This window comes from Rhodococcus sp. 077-4 (genome assembly GCF_047782425.1).
GTDB lineage: Bacteria > Actinomycetota > Actinomycetes > Mycobacteriales > Mycobacteriaceae > Rhodococcoides.
The window spans coordinates 513584-536042 of sequence record NZ_JAJPWC010000003.1 but is presented as its reverse complement, the minus strand read 5'-3'; the positions used below and the strand labels follow the sequence as shown (position 1 = coordinate 536042).

The window sequence follows — 22459 nt, the reverse complement described above, 5'->3', positions numbered from 1 at the left end:
GGAAGGCTCATTCATGAAGCAACCTGCGATCCACGCGCACGGACTACGAAAGGCCTACGGCAACAAAACTGTGCTCGACGGCGTCGACCTCAGGGTCGAAGCCGGGACCGTCACTGCTCTGCTCGGATCCAACGGGGCAGGCAAGACCACGACCGTACACATCCTGTCTACTCTTGTTCGGCCCCAGGGTGGTTCGGCAACAGTCGCAGGCTGCGATGTCGTCGATGATCCCGACGGCGTTCGCGCTGCAATCGGCCTGACAGGTCAGTTCTCTGCGGTGGACAACCTCCTGACCGGCGAAGAGAATTTGATGCTGATGGCCAGGCTGCGGCATCTCGGTTCGAAACACTCCAAGCTGCGGGTCACCGAGTTGCTCGAACAGTTCGACCTCGTAGAGGCGGCGCGAAAGCCGCTGTCCACGTACTCGGGTGGTATGCGTCGCCGCCTCGATCTTGCGATGACGCTCGTCGCTACGCCCAGCGTCATCTTTCTCGACGAGCCGACAACCGGACTCGATCCTCGCAGCCGGCGCACCATGTGGGACATCGTGCGCTCGCTGGTTGCCGACGGCACCACAGTGCTGCTCACCACCCAATACCTCGACGAGGCAGACGAACTCGCAGACCGTATTGCTGTGCTGAACGACGGACGGATCGTTGCCGACGGCACCCCGGACGAGTTGAAGAGGCGCATCCCCGGTGGACACATCCGATTGCAGTTCGCTGACTCCGTGGCGCTCGACGACGCAACCCGGGCACTCGACGATGTCGTCGTCGACGCCGACGGTCTGGCGCTGTCGGTGCCGACCGACGGAAGTGTCCGCACGCTGCAGACCGTGTTGGGCCGGCTCGCTGCGGCGGGTGTCGATGCCGACGACCTGAGCATTCATACCCCGGACCTCGACGACGTCTTCATGGCACTGACCGGCAGGACCGGCAACAAGGAGACGTCATGACTACCGCAATGACTTATACGGTCGGCGACTCGATCACCATGCTCCGCCGCAATCTTCTGCACATAGTGCGCTATCCGGGCCTGACGATGTTCGTCATCGGAGCACCGGTGGTGTTCCTGATGTTGTTCGTCTTCGTGTTCGGGGGAACCCTGGGCGCGGGGTTGCCCGGTGTGGACCCAGATGGTGGACGGACTGCATATCTGCCCTACGTGATGCCAGGCATCCTCGCCATGACCATCGCCGGCACCGCAGGAGGGACGGCCACCACGGTGGCAATGGACATGACAGAGGGAATCACTGCTCGCTTCCGCACTATGGCGATTTCGCGGGCAGCGGTTCTTGCCGGCCACGTGCTCGGCAATACCGTGCAGGCCGTCCTCGGCGTTGTCGTCGTGCTGGCGGTCGGGATTGCTGTCGGATTCCGCCCGAATGCAAGCTTGGTGCAATGGATCTCGGCGCTGGCGATAGTTGTTCTCATTGCGTTCGCTATCAGTTGGCTCGCTGTGGCGATGGGAATGGCATCGAAATCGGTGGAGACAGCGAGCAACCTTCCGATGCTGTTGCTGCTGTTGCCGTTCCTCGGCAGCGGGTTCGTGCCTACCGATACGATGCCGGCAGGACTGCGATGGTTCGCCGACTATCAACCGTTCACGCCCTTCGTCGAGACCCTGCGTGCGCTACTGACGGGATCGCCGATGGAATCGAATCTCGCACTCGCCCTGGGGTGGTGCCTCGTCATCACAGTGGCAGGGTATGCCTGGGCAATGGCGATCTACGAAAAGAAGTCCGTTCGCTGAGAACCCCGATCATGCGCCGGCGCTATCGAACGCGCGCGCGTTTGCGGGCACTGTTGGTGTGGGCTCACACCACAGCCGTAGGGTTATCGGCCGCAGCATGGGGCGTCGAGGTGACCCCAGATCTCAGTCCCGCGAGAATTTCGACCGCAGAGGTTATTTGGGCAAGCGAGCGGGTGAAGGGGATGCGTTGATGATCGTCGAAGGCATATCCCGTTCCGAATCGAAGTCCGGGTGCCAGCAGCAGTCCGTGTGACTGAGCGTCGGCGACGAGATCGCTGGATCGAAGGCCGTCGGGTAGGGAGCACCACAACGCCAGACCGCCGTCTGGGACTCGAAAGTGCCAGTCCGGCAGGAGTTCACGCATCAACGCGACGGTGTGGTCGCGGGCAGTTCTCGACGCCTCCGCGCGTACTCGACGCACCTCGTCGTATCGACCCAGTAACTCCGTCGCGGCAAGTTGGTCCAGAATGGATACCGAAAGTTGGCGTCGCGCATAGGTTGCGGCGACTCTGGCCAACAGACCTGCTTCTGCGCGAACCCATCCGACCCGCAACCCTCCCCACACCGTCTTGCTCGTCGAGCCGATCGTGACCGTCGCGACGTCCGGAGTTGCGGCACCGAACGGTTCGATGTCGGGTGAGCCGTCGAGGGACAGATCTGCTGCCACCTCGTCGACGATGGTCAGTACCGCATGGCGGTGCATGGTTGCGGACAACTGTCGGCGGGTGCGGAGGGGGAGTCGCGCACCTGATGGGTTGGAGAAGTCGGGCATGAAATACGCCAGAGTCGGAGCGCTTTGCCGCGCTGCCCTGTCCGCGGCGGTCACGAACTCCTCGACATTGTCGGGATCGATGGGCACCGGAATGCAACGACCCCCGAGAGAGTGAACGAGCTCGACGACACCCGGATACGTCGGGTGCTCCACCAACACGCGGGCACCGGGTTCGGTGAACGTGGCCAATACCGCATGGATGCCGTCGGTGGCACCGGAGGTGACGAGGATGTTGTCGGCTGTGGTCGGAATGCCCCGCGATCGGTAGTACGCGGCAACGGATTCGCGGAGTTCGACAAGGCCCGACGGAGCGTAGCCGCCGGAGGCGAACCGACCCCGAATCTTCTCTGCCGCAACTCCGTACGCATCGGACAGCAGGGGCGAGGCGGAGGGCGCTGCGTTGACGAATTCCAGGTTCGCAGTCTCCCGGTCGCCCGCGAGCGAACCCCACGACGGCATCGATCCCGTCGGGGCCACGTAGGTACCCGAACCTCGCTGAGCACTGATCCACCCACCCTCGCGAAGATGCCGATAGGCAGATGCAACCGTCACCCGACTGACGTCGAGGCTCGTCGACAACGCTCGCTCGGCGGGCAGCCGCGTCTGGGCCGAGACCTCGCCGCTCTCGATCAGCCGTCGAAGCTCGTCTGCGATCTCGAGGTAGAGCGGACCACCGGATCTGTTCCGCAACGACGATGGGTCGATACGCGCGGCCAGATCAGGGGCCGAGATAGCGGTGGCGTCGAACATGTCCATGCATGCCACTCTCGCACACTGGACTGCAGTAATTGGCCGAAAAGCAGTCCATTCTTGGGCAATGATCGCAATTGGAGCTGTATTGGTCTTGTCCATCGTCGGGGCAGCGTCGACTGTGGTCGCACTGCGCGAGGGAGGAAGAAGCGCGCCTTCCGGCCCTCCGCGTAGTCGAGTCCACGCGGACTGAGTCGGCTGTGTCTCGGCAAACGCGCGCGCATTCGTCAAAGGCGTTCGGATTCGCCACCCGTTCGGGGCCTAGTTCGCGCGCATCTGGCAAACGCGCGCGCGTTTGCGGGATTGGGGAGCGGGGGAGCGACCAGCGGCGCGCAGGGGCGGAAGAAGGGTAAGCGGGGGAGCGCGGGCGAATCTTGGACGCTGAGGTCAGTGGCCGTCGGCGATCGACTCGATGAACGGTGTCAGCAGGAGCGCGATGTCTTCTGCGGCAGAAGCGATGTCATCGGGAGGCTCGGGGATGTAGCTCAGGGCCAAGCGCACGATTGCCTTGCTGGCGATGTCGGCGTGTCGTGGACTTGCGCCCACCCACCCGTGTTGGAGTGTCTCTGCGAGACGGTCGCCCGCGCGGTCGATGAGCACGGCACTGTCGGTGGTGATGAGCCGCAGCAGATCCTCCGGCGCGTCGTCTCCGTGCAGCGATCTCACGAGTGGATCCAGCACACTCAATTCGAAGAACGCGGAGAAGCCCTGCTGAAGTGCCGCACGAGCATTGTTCGGATGCTGGTACAACGCGGAACCGCACAGGTCCACGAACATGTCCGTCAGCCTGATTGCGTATCCCTGCGCGACGCCACGCCGCGAGCCGAACTCGTTGTACAGGCTCTGTCTGCTCAGACCCGCGGCCTTGGCGATGTGACTCATGGTGACGGTGCGCCAGGTGCGCGCGTGCAGTAGTTCTCGCAGCGCGTCGAGTGCGGTGTCGCGTGCAAGGGTGGAGGCAGCCGCGCGGTATCGACTTGGTGTCGATGTTCGGTCGGCTGCGGTCATGGCGTCGACTCTATCGAACCGCCGCGGCGGGTCCGTCCAACCAGGCCTCGGTCAATTGATGGTGGTCGACGGCAGTTTCGGTTGCGATGGCGGCTCTGACCTGCCTGATGTCTTTCGGGAATCCGACTCCGATCGCCCCGACGAGCCGACCGTCACGTAGAGCACATGCGGTGAAGCGCCGGTCTTCGATACTGCCGCGGGCGAGAACGTACTCGTCGTCCGGTCCGGTCCACCCCGCGAACTGGAGGTTGACGCCGTGCTGGGTGGACCAACCCCAGGGGACGTCGAGAACTCCCGGGTCGAGGCCAAGCATCGAGCGCGCTGCCCGGGTCGCCTGATCCAGCGCGCCGTTCCAGTGCTCGCTGCGATACGTACCGCCGAGGATGCGATTGGGTACCTCTGCCACGTCGCCCGCTGCGTAGATGTTCGGTGCCGAGGTTCGCATCCCCGCGTCCACCAGAATCCCGGAGCCGATCTCGAGGCCGATGTCCGCAGCGAGCTCGATGTTGGGGACCGAGCCGACGGATACCAGCACGGTGCCGGCCGACCACGAACGACCGTCCGCGGCGGTGACCGACACGGTTCCATCACCGCGCTCGTCGAGATCGGTGACGGCGACGTCGGTGTGGAACTCGATTCCGTTGTCTGCATGCAGGTCGACGTACATCTGCGAGATCGAGGCCGGAGCGATCCTGTTGAGCGGTGCCGATGCTGCTTCGAGGACGGTCACCTCTGCGCCGAGGGACCGCGCAGCCGCGGCCACCTCGCATCCGATCAATCCGCCGCCGATCACCAACAGCGATTCGGTACGCACGATCTCGGCGTGTAGCGGTGCGACGTCGGCGACTCCGCGAAGGCTGAACACGTGGCCTGGTAGATCGAGTTGCCGTGCCCGAGAACCGGTTGCGAGGAGCAGTGCGTCGTACGGTACCGGGTCGCCTTCATCGAGCAGCACGGCCGAATCGGTGACGCCGACGGCAGTGACGCCCGAGCGGACGTCCACGCCGTCGATGGCCGGGCCCAACTGAACTTGCTCGATCGATTTGGTGCCGGTCAGCAACTCCTTGGACACCGTCGGTCGGCGATACGGTGCGGCCTGTTCACTGCCGATCATCGTGATGGACCCGGTGAAACCCTCTGCCCGTAGCACTTTGGCCGCGGTGTACCCGGTGGCGCCCGATCCGATGATCGCGATTGCGCGCGGAGTCGACGTGCTCACCCGCGTGCGACCTCGACCATCTCGAAATCGGCCTTGGCGGCGCCACAATCAGGGCACGACCAGTCGTCGGGGATGTCGTCCCAGCGTGTTCCGGGTTCGATGCCGTCCTCGGGCCAGCCGAGTTCCTCGTCGTACTCGAAACCACACTGAACGCAGCGGTAGAGCTTCATGGCTTACTCCTGAAGTCGATTTTTTCGCGGACACCGCAGTCGGGGCACGGCCAGTCGTCGGGGATCTCGGACCATGCGGTACCGGCCGAAAATCCCTCGCGCGGAGCACCGTTGGTCTCGTCGTAGACGAACTCGCACACCGGGCACTCGAAGGCCGCCATCACTTGGCTCCGTACTCGGCGAGGATCTTCTCCCGCTTGGACGGCACGATGTTGACCTTCGTGATGTCACCGTCGTAGTGGTCGAGAACGCGATGGTCCATCACCTTGCGCCACACCGGTGGGAAATACGCCAGCGAGATCATGCTGGCGTATCCGCTGGGCAGGTTCGGCGCCCCGTCCATACTGCGTAGAGTCTGGTAGCGGCGAGTGGGATTGGCGTGGTGATCACTGTGTCGCTGAAGGTGATACAGAAAGATGTTGGTCACGATGTGATCGGAGTTCCAGCTGTGTTCCGGGGTGCATCGCTCGTAGCGGCCGTTCTCCTTCTTCTGGCGCTGCAGACCGTAGTGCTCGAGGTAGTTGACCGTCTCCAGCAGTGAGAATCCGTAGATTGCCTGAACTACCAAGAACGGCAGCACGATCGGACCGAACACCGCGACGAGCACCACGTAGAGAACGACGGACATCAGCCAGGCGTTGAGTACGTCGTTGTGAATGCTCCACGTGCTCTTGCCCAATCGCTCCATTCGAGTCTTCTCGAGCTCCCAGGACGATCGCAGACTTCCCCATACGCTGCGGGGGAGGAAAGCCCAGAAGCTCTCGCCGAACTTCGAGCTCGCCGGATCCTCGGGAGTGGCGACGCGAACATGGTGGCCGCGATTGTGTTCGATGTAGAAGTGACCGTAGAACGTCTGTGCCAGAGTGATTTTCGACAGCCAGCGCTCCAGCTCGACCTTCTTGTGTCCGAGCTCGTGCGCGGTATTGATGCCGATACCGCCGACGACGCCGATGCTGATTGCCAGACCGACCTTCGAGATGAGACCGAGCCCGCCGTCGATCCCGAGCCACGACAGGTTGTCCGTCGACCAGAGGTAACAGGCGAACACCAAGCTCGCCAGCTGGAACGGGATGTAGACGTATGTGCAGTAGCGGTAGTACTTGTCTTCTTCGAGCGCCTTCATCACCTCGTCGGGTGGATTGTCTCCGTCGGGACCGAAGAAGCGGTCGAGTAGCGGCAGCAATCCATAGACCAACAACGGGCCGATCCACCACCAGACCGGGGCCACTGCGTTCCAGCCGAGCTGGTCGAAAGCCCACACCAAGCCGGTCGCCAGGAACACCGCCACCGGCGGGACCAGGCCCATCAGCCAGAGATATCGCTTGCGGTCGTGCCATTCGTCGACCGGCACCTGCGCCTGGTTGTCGACATTCGATGCGGTCATCGTCACTCCTCGTGTAAGGCCGATCACTATGGATTGGACAATACACGGAATTTGTCAGCTGGATGGACAAATCTTCAAATTTGTACAAACGTCCTCACGGTGTGTGGCAGCGCCCACAGCGCCGCTGATCGGACGCATTCAGCTGCTACCTTGCGATCTGTTGTGGCCGGTCACAAACGGACACGACGCTCGCAGGTCCGTCTGTATCCCGTCGGGGGTACTTCACAACAGGAGTAGCTATGGGCGTCTTCATCGCCAAGATCATTGCCGAGGTCATCATCTCGCTCATCAGCAGCGGAAGCGCCGAGAGCGGCACCACCGCAGTGAGCGCCGTCCTCGGAGCCTGACGTTTCACGGCTGCGCCGGTGTACGACGCCGGCGCAGCTGCCCGAGTTTCGTGTCGCGGTGAAAGAGCGTCGTCCCTCTTTCGGCCGGAGCGGAAAGTCACGCACCCGACGACGAACCGTCACAATCTATTGCGCGAACGATGCCGACGGCTTCATCGTCCGACCCGCCGTGCAGAACCCTGTGCGTGCGAAAGGCCCGACCGTGACTTGCCGGTGCGGGGGTTCGCGCACGCGATCAGAGGCGGCCCTGTTGGATCGCGACGATGACGAGCGCGATCACAGCAATCGTGAGAATTGCTAACAGCGCCAGTTGAATTGGATCGGTGGAACCTGGCGGCCGAACCCCGTTCGGACCCCTCATCTGGAGCATGTCACAGACTGTAGGTCACTTTCTCGGATTGTGCACTGGGTGATGGTACAAACCGGAGTTACCTCCGAAATGGTTCGCACATGTGTTCGATTCGGAGTAGAGTGGAGTTCGGCGGGGCTGGGAGGGAAGCCCGGCTCCGCCGCTCGATATCCGGTTCTGTAGGTGCCCAGTGAAGTGGATGGTGATCCGATGGACGACGTACTGCGCAAAGTCGAAGAATTGAAGGCGTTGGTCGTCGAACTCGAGGCTCTGGACAGACAGCGCGTCGGATTGGGGGATCGATTGGTGGATCTGGAGCACTTCTTCCGAACGGTCGGATGCCCCGAACTGTCTCAGCAGGCCCTCGACGCGTTCATAGTGACCTACGCGGGCCGAGTCTTCGAATTGGCCGATGGTATGCGCGCATAGATGCCGCACCAGCTCGGCGGCGCTGTTATCGATCCGTTATCCGTCGTTATTCAAACGAGATAGTTTGGCACGTATCGACGACATCTCGGTCGTCGAAGATGGGGGAAGCGAAAAGAGTAAGGCGCTCGACAGGTTTGGAAATGGACAAGCCCCCGCACGGCGGGGGTGTTTTTTTCGTGTCAAACTGTGGTGTGACGTTCGCGCTGGCCGAAGCAGGATCTGCAGTCGACACGGACACGGGAGAGTTGACGGTGCATCCGTATTTCGCCCCGGTCTGTCGGCTGGACAATGGCGCGCTTGCAGCAATCGAAGTTCAATTGCGCGGCCCCGAGAACGGTCCTCTGGCCTCGGCCGATGCGCTCAAGCGCGCCGCCAGAGCAATGGACGCCAAGCGCGAACTCGACGCCTTGGCATGGGGAGTGGCCAAACTGAACCAGTCGGTGCGCCTACCGATGCTGGTCTCGATGGATGTCGACTCCCTCGCCGCGATCGATTCCGTCACCGAAGAACAGCTGCGCCGCGACATCGTCGTCGTCACCGAAGCGGCACTCGTCGACAGCCCGGCCCGCACACTCGCCGCAATCGACAAAGCCCGGCGCGACGGCAAAGTTGTGGCCGTCGATGATGTCGGCCGTCGGCCACAGTCGATGACTCTTCTTCCCCTCATCGAGCCCGACGTGATCATCCTCGCCGGAACCATGGTGTCCCGGCGCCCCGATCTGGCGACTGCGCGCACCGCACATGCGGTGTCGGCTCAGGTCGAAAGAACCGGCGCGGTGGTCGTGGCCAGTGGCGTCGACACCGCAATACATCGCAGTCGCGCACTGGGACTCGGCGCCACCTACGGAGTGGGCGAGCTCTACCCGGCTGCGGAATCCACCGAGGAGCTCCCCGCCGACGCGGCCGAGGTGATGCCTCCGTTCCCGACCTGGAGCACACCCACCGTTGCCGCCGAATCGCCGTACGCCATCGCGTCCGCAGGCAAGACGGCCACCCGGAGCACCAAGCGTCTACTGGTAGCGATGAGCACGTCTCTCGAGATGCAGGCCGCGGCCGCGGGCCCGGAAACGTTGATACTCGGCACTTTTCAGCGAGCCGAACACTTCACTCCGACCACCCGCGCACGCTGGGTCTCGATGACCGAGCAGATCTCGTACGCCGGCGTCTACGGCGTAGGAATGGGATACGTACAGGAGGGCGGCATCATGCACGCGCCCCTCGACCCGACGGACCCGTTGGTCGAGGAGTGGAACGTGGTGGTGCTCGGCCCGCACTTCTGCGGAGTACTCGCAGCGATAGATCTACACCGCGGAGAGGTCGACGCCGATCGCGAGTTCGATTACGTGATGTCGTACGATCGCGCGACCGTAGTTCGTTGTGCCCGAGCAATTCTGGCGCGCTTCTAGAAGCCGACCCGATGACTGCGACCGGCGATGTTTCGGGCAGCCACGTCAGGGCATACGGCACTCAAGCGATCGTGTAGTCCGGACTACCTGATCGCCCAGGCCCCGTACGTTGAAAAAACAGCGTGCGGGGTCAAACCTCGTGGCTACCCGGCCGATACCTGCCGGATGTGGTCCAGTGCCACCTCTCGAAGCTTGCGGTTGGAGCGTTGAGACTGCTCGGCAAGCATGTCGAACGCAGCCTCCGGGCCGATGCGATGCTCCGCCATCAAGATCCCTTTGGCCTGTTCGATGGGTGCTCGGTTGTCGAGAGCCTGCTGCACAGCGTCCGGTACGCCGGCACGAAGCACCTGAACTGTATCCATACGCGCAAGTATCGGCCCAGATGGATCGCCGCTGGTCAGACACTTGAGAACACGCCGAAAACGCGTCGAACAGAGTTGCTGCCGTGACCGGATTCGTAGCGTTCCGTTACTGCACCGTTATCAAGCGGCAGGGTTGGACAACGGGCGCCCGATGAGAAGTTCGAGCGTTCGGTAGGCATCCGTGCGACGGCCGTTGCTCGCATTGTCGTGATACGCGGCACCGGCGACAACCACGCCCACCGGAATGCGACCGGACTCGATATCGCGCGCCGTCTGCTCGGCGCAATCCCGCAACACCGGGCAATCGGCACACAAGCGCCAAGCCCGCTCGGCTCGCTTACGTCCGTGGCGAGGAAGCTGCTGCGAGTCGTAGGCATCCATGTCGTCGATGCATGCACCCTTCAGGCGCCAGACCTGGTCATCCGTCATCGTCGTGATCCGTTTCGCGTCGTACCGATCGTTCCACGACCTCTATTCCCCATCGAGAGGTACTCGAAACACAAGCCCGAGTGAAAAATTCACCCGGACATGGTCATCGGTCGGGCGGAGGGGGAACGGCCAGCGCTCACTCGAACGCCTGCCGTCTACCCCTAGGGGGTATGTGTTGCTATCGTCGGTGACATGCAGTCAGTGATCCGACGCAGTCGTCCGGGCAAGGCCTCGGCGACCGGATTGCTGATCGTACTGACGATCTTCGGGGTCCTGCTGATGCACTCTGTGACACCGGCGATGTCGGCAAGCAACGAACACGCAGCCATGGCGTCGACGGCCCACCACGAGGATCTCGTTCAGGTGGCGGTCGGTGAGCACGACTGCCCGTCCACCCATCAGATGATGCATCCCTGTGCGGGAACCACGGTGTCGTGGCTTGCTCTGTCGGTCCCGGCGACGAGCATCGATGTCGGTTCTTCGTACTCGTCCGAGGACGGCATCGGCGGACGCACCGACTCCATTTCGGAGCGGGCGCCCCCGTGGACCCTCTGGGAGTTGGACAGATTGGTGACCTTGCGAGTGTGACAGGGAGTCCGGTCGACACACGTCGACCGGCGGATCGACGTACCCAGATCCCTGTATTTCGCACTCGTTCAAGGAGATTCACATGCGTACAACACTTGTCGCTTCGCTGGCTGCTGCCACCGTGAGCGCATTCCTCGTCGCGGGCTGCAGCAGCGACACGTCCGACTCGTCGATGGACGGCCATTCGATGGGCTCCGCAACATCGTCACCGGCGTCGTCGAACCAGGCCGACGCGTCCGCAGAGTTTAACGATGCGGACGTGATGTTCGCTCGCATGATGTACCCGCACCATGCACAGGCGATCGAGATGGCGGCAATGGTCCAGGGCCGCACCGACAATCCGGACGTCGTGGCTTTGGCGTCGGCGATCCAGGCCGCGCAGCAACCGGAAATGGGTCGGATGACCGCGTGGCTTGCCGAATGGGGTCAGCCCGCACCCTCGTCCGACATGGGTGAGATGAGCGGAATGGACCACAGTTCGGACATGGGCTTGATGACCCAGCAGGACATGGATGCGTTGAGTACGGCTACCGGCCCCGAGTTCGACCGCCAGTGGTCGACGATGATGATCGCGCATCACGAGGGCGCGATCGACATGGCGAACACCGAGATCGCGGACGGCTCGAATCCCGACGCGCAGGACATGGCTCGCACGATCGTGGCCACCCAGCAGCAGGAAATCGACACCATGCGGGCATTGGTCGGCTGAGAGGGTTCGAAAGCCCGAGTGCCGCACCCTCTCATCGGGGTGCGGCACTCGGCCCGAGGTAGGCCTCCTCGAGTAGGCTGCACAATCGGAGAGTCCATCTCCACGGGTCGGTCCGAGGGAGAACGTTCACATGGCACGTCCACGGGTATTGGTCATCGGCGGAGGATTCGGTGGTCTGCACGCGGCCCGTCGCCTACGCGGGGAAGACGTCGACGTCACCGTGCTCGAACGCGGCACCTCCCACGTCTTCCAACCGCTGCTCTATCAATGCGCAACGGGCTTGGTGTCGGAGGGCTCGATCGCGAGTCCGCTTCGACATCTGTTGCGCAAGCAGAAGAACGTGCATGTGGCACTGGGTGAAGCGACGTCGGTGACCCCTCATGTCGACGGCTCGGCGGGCGACGGCGGAGTGGTGACGGCGAGTCGATTCGACGGATCGACGTTCGAGCTGCCCTACGACTACCTCGTCGTTGCCGTCGGAATGCAGCAGGCCTATCACGGCCACGACGAATACGTGCAGTGGGCACCGGGCATGAAGACCCTCGACGATGCCCTCGCGATCAGGCGGAAGCTGATCTCCGCGTTCGAGATGGCCGAATCACTTCCCACCGCCGAGGAGCGCCGACCCTGGCTCACCTTCGCCGTGGCCGGGGGAGGCCCGACCGGAGTCGAATTGGCCGGGCAGATAAGGGAACTCGCCACCAGAGCGCTCGCTCGCGAGTTCGATGCCATTCACCCGTCGGAAGCGCGGGTACTGCTCTTCCACGGCGGCGACCGCGTACTCGAATCGTTTCCCGACTCCCTGACGAAGAAGGCCCAGCGCACCCTCGATGCCGTCGGCGTGGAAACCCATCTGGGAGTTCACGTCACCGACGTCACGGCCACCGACGTGGAGGTGACGGCCAAGGCCGAGCCGAAGACAGTCACCCGCTACGACACCCGAACCGTGCTGTGGACCGCAGGCGTCGAAGCCGTTCCGTTCGTCGCAAAACTCGCCGACGCGATGGGCGTCGAGCAGGACCGATCGGGACGCATCGCCGTGCAACCGGACCTCTCGATCCCCGGACATCGCAGCGTCTTCGTGGTGGGAGACATCATGTCGCTGAACAACCTCGCGGGAGTGGCCGAAGTGGCGATGCAGGGCGGCCGAGCGGCGGGCGCGGCCATCGCAGCGGACCTATCCGGTTCTGCGCGTAGCGATTTCAAGTACCGGGACCTCGGCACCGCGGCCTACATCGCCCGCGGACACGCACTGGTGCAGGCCGGGCCGCTGCGCATGTCGGGCTTTCTCGGCTGGGTCTCGTGGGGCGTCATCCACATCGCGTTCCTGGCCGGCAACCGCAATCGCGTCGGGACGCTGATCAACTGGGCCGCAACCCTTGCCACCGGCACCCGACGCGAACGTGCCATCACCTACGGCGACCCGGAAACGGCGCGCAAGCCGTACAACTGATCTCAGCGCCCATTATTTCCACCCGGACACGGAATTCCGCTCTCGAGGGCGAATAGTGGGCGCTGAGGTCAGTTCGCGTCGTAGTCGACGGGATCAGCCGATGCCGGGGATGAATCCGGGGTAGACGAAGTGCCCGGGACCGCCGCCAGGCAAGAGCTGACCCGTCGAACCCGGGTAGTTCATGTTCAGCGGAATCAGCTTGTGCGGGTTGCCGTTCGAGTCGGCCTGCCAGCACTCGAGCAGCACACCGTGAAATCCGGTGCAGACGATGCGGGTGCTGTTGTCGTACGGCGATGTCAGTCGATTCTTGCTGACGAAGGGATTCCAGTAGTCCGGGTCCTGTGGGGTGAGGAATCCGGTGACATCCTGTGGGGCACTCGGACTCGGGTACGGCGGCGGAGTGGGCCACTCGTCGGCATGGGCGGTACCGACTCCGAGAGCAGCGGCACCCGCGACGACAGCGACCGTGACGGCGATACGACGAAACATTGGCGCACTCCTGACTTTGGGTTCGCGTTCAATAGACCACAGATGGTCGTGGGCAGGGAAGCCCTCTACATTGAACGCGTGAGTGCATCGGATCGCGTGTGGCCCGTAGTTGCCACGGCCGGTGGCGGATTCGTTGCCGGCTACTCGATTCGCGAATCCCTCGGCCAAGATGTGTTCCACATCGAGTCGACGGACAAGTGGTACGCGGCGTTCGTCACCGCGCAGTGGGCAGGGTCCCTCGCTGTCCTGGCCGCGGTGCTCGTGCTCGCCGTGGTCCACCGTCGACGCCCCCGGATGTCGGCTGCCGTGGCGGCCGTTCTCGGCTCGCTGCTGGTGGCACTGCCGTCGTTCGCGCCGATCGCGGCCAACCAAGCTGTGACGACCAATGCCCTCGGCGCCGGCGCTCTGGTCGGCGTATGCGGATTCATCGCCGGTGGACGCAGGCTTCCCGCAGCAGGCATCGCAGTAGGGCTACTGGGCTCGATGATGTTCTACGGCGCGATCTCTGCGCTCCGCGGACCGCGTGAGGGTCGGTGGATGGACACGTTGGGGCCGGAGTACGTGGCGTCCACCGTCCCCGTCGTCGTTCTTCTCGTCCTGACCGCACTGTTGGTGGTGGCCGTTCGGCGTGCACCCGCGGGCCGATTCGAATCCTCCGATGCGGCTGCCGCTCTCGTACTGGGATTCGTCTGCTTGATCGTCTACACGTATCTCGGCAACACGACGTCGACGGCGGCCGCGTGGACGTCCGCCGTCGCGATCGTGGCCTTCCTGACGTACGGAGTCGCGCTCGACCTCGGCGGCCGTGACGGCCGATATGTGATGTCGGGCTTGGCAATAGCGGCGTCAGGCGTCAACACGCTCGGTTGGTCCGACGCGTCGTGGTGGGTGTCGGCCGTTGCTGCCGTACTGTTCGTCGGCGCGGTAGGAGTGGGCTTGCGACGTGATCTCACCACTGTCGGGTGTGCGCTGCTGGCTGTCGCGACGGCAACCGGCCTGCTACCGATCGGCGACGGCTCGGTCAATGTCGTTGGAACCGTTGCGTATTGCACCTTGTATCCCGTCGCCATCGGGTTCATCGTCGGATCCGTGCAATCGACGCGCACGGTGGCGTCGACCATCGCTCCGCTCGTTCCGTTCGCCCTGACGCTGTTCTGGGTGTCGGCCCCGGTGCCGCCGCGAGAGTTCGGTTGGACGGACGGCACGCCCGACGACTATGTGCGGCCCATCGTGGCGTTGTATTCGCCGCTTCCCGTCGGTGTGGTTGTCGCGGTGATCGTCATCGTGGCCTGCATCTTCGCCACCCGCAGCGACACCCGAGTCCATCACGATCGAGTCTCGGATTGGTCCGGTCCGTAACGCTCGGGACGGTTGCTCGAGGTAACGTCACCTCATCTTCGGCCGATGTAGTAACTCGACCGGTGTAACTCGACGAAAAGGTGAAACAGCGTGCCACGATCTCGACGACACGGCTTCCGGCGAATCGGTTCGGCTACGGCCGTCGCCCTCGCAGTGGCGATTCTTCCGACCGCGCTGATGACGCCCGTCGCGTCCGCAGACGAACTGCCTGCAGCGACGACGCAGTCGAGCAACGGATCGCGGATCGAGTCGGTGAACACCCTCGACGGCCGGCAGGTTCAGCTCCAGGTGTTCTCTGCATCGATGAACCGCACCATCCCCGTCACCGTGCAGAAGCCCGCAGACGACAGCGTGTCTCGCCCAGTGCTGTATCTGCTCAACGGCGCAGGCGGCGGCGAGGATGCCGCATCGTGGCAGTCGCAGACCGACGCCGAGGCCTTCCTCTCGGACAAGAACGCGTACATCGTGACTCCGCAGAAGGGCAAGTGGTCCTACTACACCGACTGGCTCCAGGACGATCCGAAGCTCGGCAGCAACAAGTGGAGCACCTTCCTCGGTGAAGAACTGCCCCCGCTGATCGACGCGCAGTTCGACACCAACGGCCGCCAGTCGCTCGCGGCGTTGTCCATGACGGGCACCTCGGTACTCAACATCGCGATCAAGTACCCGGGCAAGTTCACCGGCGTCGCGGCATACAGCGGCTGCGCGCAGACCTCCGACCCGATCGGTCAGCAGTTCGTCAAGCTCGTCGTCGAGACCTACGGCGGCGGCAACGTCGAGAACATGTGGGGACCGCTCGACGGACCGGTCTGGCGCGAAAACGATCCGCTGCTCAACGCCGAGAGGCTGCGCGGAACGCAGATCTACATGAGCACCGGCAGCGGACTGCCGGGCATCCCGAACGACACCTACGCCAACCCGCGTCTGAAGAACGACCCGGCGACGCTCGCCAACCAGGTCATCGTGGGCGGCGGCATCGAGCTTGCCACCAACTTCTGCACCTCGAACCTGGCCAAGCGTCTCGACCAGCTGGGTATCCCGGCCACCGTCGACTTCCGTCCGGTCGGAAACCACTCGTGGGGCTACTGGCAGGACGACCTGCACAAGTCCTGGCCGTTCCTGGCAGGATCGCTCGGCATCTGACCTTCTCAGCCCGGAAGAACGGCCACTCGCACATCGCGTGCGAGTGGCCGTTCTTCGTCGTCAGGGGCGGTAGATCGGTGCCGTAATCGAACGTATGATCGAACGATGGCACGGCGCGTACAACCTCGACCGGCGTCCGCCGTGCGCCCGTTCAAACTGCTCCGGCCGCCGCTGAAGGTGTGGATCGACCTCAACATCCTGTACCCGTTACCGCCGCACCACGCGTCCAAGTTCAACCCCGAAGGATTCGATGTGCGACGCGTGGTGCCGGGCGATCTGGTCGAATGGTCCATCACTGTGGACGGGGATTGGCTGGGCCGCGTCACCTACGAGTTGATGTCGCGGGACCGAAGCGAAACCGTCACGCACTGGGTGCCCAGCCGGGCGCTCAAGCCGCTGTAGGGACGCAGAAAGCCCCGCCTCGAGCGATACGAGGCGGGGCTTGTGCAATCACCTTCAGAAGCTGTGCTTGCGTGCCTTCTTGGCGAGCTTGCGGGTGGTGCGCTTCGACGGAACGAACAGGCGAGCGGCGCTGCGGCGACGGTTGCGTCGACGAATCAGCGCGAACGCGACGGCACCCGCTGCAACTGCGATCGCGGCGACAACCGGAGTGCCGACCTTCGCGGCCTCGGCTACATCACCGCTGTCGATGTTGCGAACCTTGTTCTTCACGTCGTCGGCGACGGCAGAGGCCTTGTCGGCTGCCTTGTCGGCGACCTGCGAGGCCTTCTCCTTCACCTCGTCGGCATCGATGTTCTGGACCTTGTCCTCGACGGTGGCCTTGACGTCCTCGGCCACGTCGGCGGCCTTGTCGGCGACGTCGGTGGCTGCATGCTTGGCCTCTTTGGCGGCACCGGCCGCGGATTCGGCGACATTCTCGGCGGCGTCGGAGACCTTGTCGGCCGCCTGATGGGTGTTGGCCTTCGCCTGATCCGTGGCACCTTCGGCGCGGAGGCTGTCGTCACCGGTGGCCTCGCCGGCCTTCTCCTTCGCAGTTCCGGCCAGTTCCTCTGCCTTGTGCTGAGCCTTGTCGATGAAGTCGGCCATCGGTGCGTACCTCTTTCGTGTGGGACGTCGCGCAGACATCCGGAGCTGAAGGCGTCGGAAAAAACGACGCCGATAAGTATGAGTCGAACTCGTCGCTCCGAAACATACGTCCGACGGACGTGTTCTGGGTCACTGTTCGAGGATGGGTCGTGTGGACTCCGGGCCCGCACCGTCAATTCACGTGCTGCAGCGTCACCACTATCGACGCGATGGCGACCAGTAGGGCGAGGTTGGGCTTCCAGAAGCGACGCAGGATCGCCGCGAACTCGCGCAGGAACGCGGTCGGCGCGTAGAAGCGTGCCGTGTCGGATCCCGTCACATGTGCGTCGAGACCCAGATCGCGAGTGAACGCAGCCGTGCGGAGGACGTGAAAGTTGCTGGTCACCACGATTATCGGTTCCGATCTCAGACCCGAAGACGCGAGGAGCTCCATCGTCATCATCACGTTCTCCCGAGTATTTCGGGAGCGTGCCTCGGTGAGTATCGAGTCGTCGGGCACACCCTTGCCGATCAGATATCCCTTCATCGCCGTGGCCTCCGCGGTCTGCTCGTCGGTCCCTTGCCCACCCGACACGACCAGGGCAGGGCGATGCCCGGACGTCACCTCGGCGTTGTAGACGTCGAGGGCGCGGTCCAGCCGGCTCGCGAGAAGCGGCGTCACGCTTCCCCCTGGGCCCAGTCCGCAGCCCAACACGACGACGGACGCACTTCCTTCGGGCGGCTCCAGGTGCCCGTAGATCAGCGCATGAACAGAGAACGCGGCGAGCTGAACGCCGAGGCACACCGAGAACAATGCCCCGGTCCAGAGCGCCGCCAGAAACCACAGGGGAAGGGTGTTCGTCTCCAACACCGCCGCCACCGCGACGAGCAGCCCCACACCGAGCACAACGGCCACGGCCAGGGCGAGCGGCAGAGCGGTCGAGAGTCGAAGCCCCTCGCGCTTCATCACCACGACGCCGTTGACGGCTGCTGCGCCCACCAGTCCGATCGCTGAGAGCAGGATTGTCGTCAGCACGGCAACGACGAGAATCGCTTCGATCCGGGCATCGAGCCGATGCAGCAGACTCAGCAACCCGATGACCAGCGCCACGAGAGCCGCAATGACCAACGGGCCGTTGGAAAGCCGGCGTGGATCTCGCCCGATTCGGATGAACGACATGGCGATCAGAACGAGTGCCGCCGCGAGGAAGAGCATGGTTCGAACCTAGTTCCGATCAGCGGCGCTGCGGCGTCAGAGCGGCAGTGACCAATTCGACGAGGGTGTCGACGTACGGCGTGAAGGTGTCATCGGTCGGTTCGTCGTCGGGGCGATGGGTGAGCGCCCATTCCTGAGCAAATATGTTGGCGGCACCGATGATGGCGAGAACGACCAAGCGATAGTTCCTGTCGGGCAGTTCTCCCCGTGCTGCGGCGGCATGCGCGAGAGAGCCGAACATCTCGACGATGATGTCCCGTTGGTTCATGCGCCACAGCTCGATATCGGTACTGACTCCGACGACCTCCACGTAGCAGACCCGAGCCGACATCCGGGTGCTACACGTGACGCCGAGGTACGCCCGGATTGCGGCTTCGATCGACGCCACCGCCGGTTGCCGACCATCGTCGGTCAATGTCTCCCGCGCGGCGCGTTCGCCGTCCTGATTCAGGGTGGTGACGATCCTCTTGAGTAGTTCGGAGCGGCTTCCGACCTCCCGGTAGAAGTGACGGGTCGACACGTTCGATTCCGAACACAGCATGCCGATCGTCGTCGCTGCGTACCCGTGCGTACCGAACAGAGTGACTGCAGTGTCCATCAGGCGCGCAATGCGTTCGGAAGACCGCTGCTGAGGTGATCTGCCTGCGTACTTCCGATCGGGCATGAAATGGAGCGTACTGATGTCGGTCGTCGCCGTTGGGCGATGTCATAGAACCGAAGAGTCCGCTTCGGAGCACGTCACGGACGTCAGCGGGAGCTGCGTCGGCGGATTTTCCGTGTCGGTCGGTACGCGCCGGTCAGTGAGCGCCGATCGAAGTCCAGACCCGACCCGTTCGAGGTGAGCAGGATCAGCGCCAGGACCGCTGCGGCTCCGACCACGAGCGGCGTCATCGGATGCCGATTCCGGCGGCAATCGGCGTGCAAGCAGTGGACGGAGTGCGGTTCATGAAGATCCTTCTGTAGTCCGATCACTCGAGCCTGGCATTGACAACGCCATTCGTCAATGGCACATTGTGTGATGTAGGTCGCGGTGTCGCAGTTCGTCTGCGGAACCCGATGTCGTTCGGCGAGACAGTAAGGCGTGGCGTGACGAGTAATACAGGTCGGTGGCCCGAGTTCGACAGTTCGATCGCAGACGACTTCAGGGACGTGCTGATCATCGGTGCGGGTGTATCGGGTGTCGGTGCCGCGTACCGCTTGCAGGAGATGGTGCCGGGGTTGAGCTACACAATTCTCGAAGGGCGCGAGCGAGCAGGCGGTACGTGGGATCTGTTCCGCTACCCGGGCATTCGTTCCGACAGTGACATCTTCACCTTCGCGTTTCCGCACACGCCATGGCAGGGCGACACCCTGCTTGCGCACGGCGAAGACATTCGCGAGTACATCATCGACACCGCCCGATCCAACGGCATCGACGAACACACCGACTTCTCGACCACCGTCACTGCTGCGAACTGGGACTCGTCCACCGATCTGTGGACCGTCGAGGCTGTGTCGAACGGAGTTCCGAAGTCCTACCGCAGCCGATTCGTATTCCTGTGCACCGGCTACTTCGACTACGCCGGCGGATACTCCCCGGACATACCGGGTCTGAACGATTTCGCAGGACAGGTCGTGCACCCGCAACAGTGGCCGGAGGACCTCGACCACTCCGGCAAGAAGGTCGTCGTAATCGGAAGTGGCGCTACCGCAATAACATTGGTTCCTTCGCTGGCTACCGATGCCGCATCGGTCACGATGCTGCAGCGCTCACCGACCTACATCGCGTCGCTACCGATGACCGATCCGTTCACCACGATCACCAAGCGCCTACTGCCGGACACGCTCGCCCACAGCGCACTGCGCTGGCGCAACGCGCTGTTGATGGTCGGTTCCTACCAGCTCTGCCGCCGGGCCCCGAAGACGGCCCGCAAGGTTTTTCGCGCGATGACGAAGGCGCAACTGCCACGCGGGTACGACGTCGACACGCATTTCAACCCGAACTACAACCCGTGGGACCAGCGGCTGTGCGTGGTTCCCGACGGCGACCTCTTCCGGGCGATTCGATCCGGTCGCGCGAACGTGGTGACCGACAGGATCAGCAAGGTGACGGCGGACGCGATACATCTGGAATCGGGTGGTGAGATCGCAGCCGACATCATCGTCACCGCAACGGGATTGAAGCTCCAGGCTTTCGGCGGCATCGAGCTGTCCGTGGATGGCGAGCGAATCCGAGCGAACGACAAGTTCGTCTACAAGGGCTACATGCTCGAAGACGTACCCAACGTCGCGTGGTGCATCGGATACACCAACGCATCATGGACGCTCAAGGCCGACATGACGGCGCAGGCCGTGGCAAAACTGTTGAACTACATGAGGACCCGCGGCTACACCCGCGCTGTTCCGAATAGACAGGGCAAGACACCGACCGCCCGCCCTGTCGTGGATCTCGCGTCCGGATACGTCACCCGCTCGCTCGACGAGTTGCCGAAGTCGGGGACCGAACGTCCGTGGTCGGTGCGACAGAACTATATTCTCGACCGAATCGACGCACGATTCGACGACCTCACCGAATCGATGGCGTTCGGGCGGACCGTGCCTACCCGGCTGGCCGATCCCGAGGCAGTAGACGTTCATACCGCGTAGACGACAGAGAGTGAACCTGAAGTGACTTCCGATATCGACGGACGGGCGCTTGCGCACACCATCCGAGGTGAGGGCCCAACGCTGGTGCTCATTCACGGGATCGTGCACCGGCAGCATGCGTGGGACGGCGTGGTCGACGCATTGGCGCGCCATCGACGAGTTGTGACCGTGGACCTTCCGGGACACGGTGCGTCACCTGATCTGCCGACGGAGGAATTCGACCTGGGTCCGTGGATCGTCGCCGAACTGGAGCGTTTTCTGCGGCTGGTGTCCGTCGACGGCGAAAAGCCACACGTCGCCGGGAATTCGTTGGGCGGATACTTTGCCCTCGAACTCGCGGCCAGGGGGTCGGTGGCTTCAGCGACCGCGCTGTCGCCTGCCGGTTTCTTTCGCGGACACTGGGATCAGACGCGGGCGCTGCTCGTTTTTCGTTTGCTGCGGGCGTTGTCACGACTGATCGCTCCGATCGCACCCGCCGTCATGAAGAATGTCGTCGGTCGCACGATCGCCAACTCTGTCTTCTACGCGAAGCCCTGGCGAGTTCCCGTGGCCGCGGCCACGATCGACGCGCTGAGCATCACCACCAACCTAGCGATCGACGCGGCTGGAAATGCCGAGCCACGCTTCAGCATTCCGGTGGACGAGAGCGTTCCCGTCACCGTCGCGTGGGGCCGTCGGGACTGGGTACTGCCGGTGTACCAGGCACCGCTGGTACGCCGAATCTTTCCGCAGGCAGAGGTCACCACGTATGCGGGGTTGGGGCATGTGCCGATGACGGACGATCCCGAACTTGTCGCCTCCATTCTGTTGAACGGTTCGCGGCCGGTCCCACAGCAGGCATGACCGCACCGCGGAAGGTGGACGGACGAAGTCACCGGTGGCGTGATCACCGGATCACGCGGCGGCGGGACCTGCTCGACGGCACGCTGGCAGCGATCCGGCAGCACGGGCACGGTATCGGACTCGACGAGATCGCTTCGGCGAACGGCGTCTCGAAAACCGTTCTGTACAAGTACTTCACCGACAAGAAGGGCTTGACCGACGCCACGATGGAGCGGTACATCGAGACGGTGTTGGTGCCTCGGATCCACGACGCACTCTCGGAGGACCTCGACGAGTACCAGCTCACCCGAGCAGTGATCTCGGCATACGTCACGACGGTGGCCTCCGATCTCGAGGTCTACATCTACGTACACGCCAGCACGGCCGCCGCACAGAACCGCGAGATCATCACGGCGTCGGAGCAATCGATCGCGGAATTGCTGAGCACTGTCACCGCCGACAGGATGCGAACTCGAGATTTCTCGACGGACGGTGCCGTACCGATTGCCTTCGCCATGATCGGCGCGGTTCGGTTGGCAACACATTGGTGGATATACGACCGCACCGTGTCATCCGAGGAACTCGTCGACTACCTCACCATGATGGTGTGGGGCGGAATTGCGGGGATCGCGCGCGCAGCGGGTTCCGCTGC

Annotated in this window: 26 protein-coding genes and 1 pseudogene; 13 read left to right on the top strand and 14 right to left on the bottom strand. The window is 63.5% G+C overall.

Features of this window, described 5'->3' with window-relative positions; all coding sequences use genetic code 11:
- Nucleotides 1-13: 13 nt before the first annotated feature.
- Together ACNEOT_RS18900 and ACNEOT_RS18895 are read left to right on the top strand one after the other, a co-directional pair.
- A complete protein-coding gene (locus ACNEOT_RS18900; RefSeq protein ID WP_415975931.1) occupies nucleotides 14-955 on the top strand; it encodes an ATP-binding cassette domain-containing protein in 942 nt (313 codons plus the stop codon).
- Nucleotides 952-1752, top strand: a complete 801-nt coding sequence (locus ACNEOT_RS18895; protein WP_415975930.1) for an ABC transporter permease — start codon at nucleotides 952-954, stop codon at nucleotides 1750-1752. The genes ACNEOT_RS18900 and ACNEOT_RS18895 overlap by 4 nt, the downstream gene beginning before the upstream one ends.
- A 64-nt stretch (nucleotides 1753-1816) precedes the next feature.
- On the opposite strand, the gene ACNEOT_RS18890 is transcribed toward ACNEOT_RS18895, so the two are convergent.
- The 7 genes from ACNEOT_RS18890 to ACNEOT_RS18860 all read right to left on the bottom strand — a co-directional run bounded on the left by ACNEOT_RS18890 (nucleotide 1817) and on the right by ACNEOT_RS18860 (nucleotide 7772).
- Nucleotides 1817-3280, bottom strand: a complete 1464-nt coding sequence (locus ACNEOT_RS18890; protein WP_415975928.1) for a PLP-dependent aminotransferase family protein — start codon at nucleotides 3278-3280, stop codon at nucleotides 1817-1819.
- A 381-nt stretch (nucleotides 3281-3661) separates the two neighbouring features.
- A complete protein-coding gene (locus ACNEOT_RS18885) occupies nucleotides 3662-4282 on the bottom strand; it encodes a TetR/AcrR family transcriptional regulator (RefSeq protein WP_415975927.1) in 621 nt (206 codons plus the stop codon).
- A 10-nt stretch (nucleotides 4283-4292) separates the two neighbouring features.
- The gene (locus ACNEOT_RS18880; protein ID WP_415975926.1) at nucleotides 4293-5501 is read right to left on the bottom strand and encodes an NAD(P)/FAD-dependent oxidoreductase; all 1209 of its coding nucleotides are present in this window, start codon (nucleotides 5499-5501) and stop codon (nucleotides 4293-4295) included.
- Nucleotides 5498-5671: a rubredoxin gene (locus ACNEOT_RS18875; RefSeq protein WP_415975925.1), complete on the bottom strand. Its 174-nt coding sequence runs from the start codon at nucleotides 5669-5671 to the stop codon at nucleotides 5498-5500. The genes ACNEOT_RS18880 and ACNEOT_RS18875 overlap by 4 nt, the downstream gene beginning before the upstream one ends.
- Nucleotides 5668-5832: a rubredoxin gene (locus ACNEOT_RS18870; RefSeq protein WP_415975923.1), complete on the bottom strand. Its 165-nt coding sequence runs from the start codon at nucleotides 5830-5832 to the stop codon at nucleotides 5668-5670. The genes ACNEOT_RS18875 and ACNEOT_RS18870 overlap by 4 nt, the downstream gene beginning before the upstream one ends.
- Entirely contained in the window at nucleotides 5832-7055 is a 1224-nt protein-coding gene (locus tag ACNEOT_RS18865) for an alkane 1-monooxygenase (protein ID WP_415975921.1), read from the bottom strand. Before ACNEOT_RS18865 ends, ACNEOT_RS18870 begins: the two co-directional genes overlap by 1 nt.
- Before the next feature lie 582 nt (nucleotides 7056-7637).
- Nucleotides 7638-7772 (bottom strand): hypothetical protein, encoded by a 135-nt coding sequence (locus tag ACNEOT_RS18860; protein ID WP_415975919.1) that lies wholly within the window; start codon nucleotides 7770-7772, stop codon nucleotides 7638-7640.
- Between the two features lie 189 nt (nucleotides 7773-7961).
- Between ACNEOT_RS18860 and ACNEOT_RS18855 the strand changes: the two genes are divergently transcribed.
- Nucleotides 7962-8180, top strand: coding sequence for a hypothetical protein (locus tag ACNEOT_RS18855; RefSeq protein ID WP_415975918.1), 219 nt, complete (start codon nucleotides 7962-7964; stop codon nucleotides 8178-8180).
- Between the two features lie 176 nt (nucleotides 8181-8356).
- Nucleotides 8357-9586 (top strand): EAL domain-containing protein, encoded by a 1230-nt coding sequence (locus tag ACNEOT_RS18850; RefSeq protein WP_415975917.1) that lies wholly within the window; start codon nucleotides 8357-8359, stop codon nucleotides 9584-9586.
- 143 nt (nucleotides 9587-9729) lie between these two features.
- Here the strand turns inward: ACNEOT_RS18850 and ACNEOT_RS18845 are convergent, their stop codons facing one another.
- A complete protein-coding gene (locus ACNEOT_RS18845; protein WP_415975915.1) occupies nucleotides 9730-9948 on the bottom strand; it encodes an ANTAR domain-containing protein in 219 nt (72 codons plus the stop codon).
- Between the two features lie 120 nt (nucleotides 9949-10068).
- Nucleotides 10069-10377, bottom strand: a complete 309-nt coding sequence (locus tag ACNEOT_RS18840) for a WhiB family transcriptional regulator (RefSeq protein ID WP_415975914.1) — start codon at nucleotides 10375-10377, stop codon at nucleotides 10069-10071.
- A 192-nt stretch (nucleotides 10378-10569) separates the two neighbouring features.
- Here ACNEOT_RS18840 and ACNEOT_RS18835 point away from each other — a divergent pair, with 192 nt between their 5' ends.
- From ACNEOT_RS18835 to ACNEOT_RS18825, 3 genes are all read left to right on the top strand, one after another.
- Nucleotides 10570-10965 carry a DUF6153 family protein gene (locus ACNEOT_RS18835; protein WP_415975913.1) on the top strand — a complete coding sequence of 132 codons (396 nt, stop codon included), beginning with the start codon at nucleotides 10570-10572 and terminating at the stop codon, nucleotides 10963-10965.
- Between the two features lie 82 nt (nucleotides 10966-11047).
- Nucleotides 11048-11674: a DUF305 domain-containing protein gene (locus ACNEOT_RS18830; protein ID WP_415975911.1), complete on the top strand. Its 627-nt coding sequence runs from the start codon at nucleotides 11048-11050 to the stop codon at nucleotides 11672-11674.
- Between the two features lie 130 nt (nucleotides 11675-11804).
- A complete protein-coding gene (locus ACNEOT_RS18825) occupies nucleotides 11805-13127 on the top strand; it encodes an NAD(P)/FAD-dependent oxidoreductase (protein ID WP_415975909.1) in 1323 nt (440 codons plus the stop codon).
- Nucleotides 13128-13220: 93 nt separating this feature from the next.
- On the opposite strand, the gene ACNEOT_RS18820 is transcribed toward ACNEOT_RS18825, so the two are convergent.
- Nucleotides 13221-13616 carry a hypothetical protein gene (locus ACNEOT_RS18820; RefSeq protein WP_415975908.1) on the bottom strand — a complete coding sequence of 132 codons (396 nt, stop codon included), beginning with the start codon at nucleotides 13614-13616 and terminating at the stop codon, nucleotides 13221-13223.
- A gap of 78 nt (nucleotides 13617-13694) precedes the next feature.
- On the opposite strand from ACNEOT_RS18820, the gene ACNEOT_RS18815 reads away from it, so the two are divergent.
- From ACNEOT_RS18815 to ACNEOT_RS18805, 3 genes are all read left to right on the top strand, one after another.
- Nucleotides 13695-14975, top strand: a complete 1281-nt coding sequence (locus ACNEOT_RS18815) for a hypothetical protein (protein ID WP_415975907.1) — start codon at nucleotides 13695-13697, stop codon at nucleotides 14973-14975.
- 177 nt (nucleotides 14976-15152) lie between these two features.
- Nucleotides 15153-16118 (top strand): alpha/beta hydrolase, encoded by a 966-nt coding sequence (locus tag ACNEOT_RS18810; protein ID WP_415976363.1) that lies wholly within the window; start codon nucleotides 15153-15155, stop codon nucleotides 16116-16118.
- A 105-nt stretch (nucleotides 16119-16223) separates the two neighbouring features.
- Nucleotides 16224-16520 (top strand): hypothetical protein, encoded by a 297-nt coding sequence (locus tag ACNEOT_RS18805; protein WP_300515471.1) that lies wholly within the window; start codon nucleotides 16224-16226, stop codon nucleotides 16518-16520.
- Between the two features lie 54 nt (nucleotides 16521-16574).
- Here the strand turns inward: ACNEOT_RS18805 and ACNEOT_RS18800 are convergent, their stop codons facing one another.
- From ACNEOT_RS18800 to ACNEOT_RS18785, 4 genes are all read right to left on the bottom strand, one after another.
- Nucleotides 16575-17165: a CsbD family protein gene (locus ACNEOT_RS18800; RefSeq protein ID WP_415975905.1), complete on the bottom strand. Its 591-nt coding sequence runs from the start codon at nucleotides 17163-17165 to the stop codon at nucleotides 16575-16577.
- A gap of 172 nt (nucleotides 17166-17337) precedes the next feature.
- Nucleotides 17338-18360, bottom strand: a complete 1023-nt coding sequence (locus tag ACNEOT_RS18795; RefSeq protein ID WP_415975903.1) for a YdcF family protein — start codon at nucleotides 18358-18360, stop codon at nucleotides 17338-17340.
- Nucleotides 18361-18379: 19 nt separating this feature from the next.
- A complete protein-coding gene (locus tag ACNEOT_RS18790; RefSeq protein ID WP_415975902.1) occupies nucleotides 18380-19024 on the bottom strand; it encodes a TetR/AcrR family transcriptional regulator in 645 nt (214 codons plus the stop codon).
- A gap of 83 nt (nucleotides 19025-19107) precedes the next feature.
- A complete protein-coding gene (locus ACNEOT_RS18785) occupies nucleotides 19108-19251 on the bottom strand; it encodes a hypothetical protein (RefSeq protein WP_415975900.1) in 144 nt (47 codons plus the stop codon).
- A gap of 195 nt (nucleotides 19252-19446) precedes the next feature.
- On the opposite strand from ACNEOT_RS18785, the gene ACNEOT_RS18780 reads away from it, so the two are divergent.
- From ACNEOT_RS18780 to ACNEOT_RS18770, 3 genes and pseudogenes are all read left to right on the top strand, one after another.
- Nucleotides 19447-20985 carry a flavin-containing monooxygenase gene (locus ACNEOT_RS18780; RefSeq protein ID WP_415975898.1) on the top strand — a complete coding sequence of 513 codons (1539 nt, stop codon included), beginning with the start codon at nucleotides 19447-19449 and terminating at the stop codon, nucleotides 20983-20985.
- A 21-nt stretch (nucleotides 20986-21006) separates the two neighbouring features.
- Entirely contained in the window at nucleotides 21007-21828 is an 822-nt protein-coding gene (locus ACNEOT_RS18775) for an alpha/beta fold hydrolase (RefSeq protein WP_415975897.1), read from the top strand.
- A pseudogene (locus ACNEOT_RS18770) lies at nucleotides 21825-22439 on the top strand (TetR/AcrR family transcriptional regulator); the annotation flags it as partial. The gene ACNEOT_RS18775 and the pseudogene ACNEOT_RS18770, both read left to right, overlap by 4 nt.
- Between the last annotated feature and the right edge of the window lie 20 nt (nucleotides 22440-22459).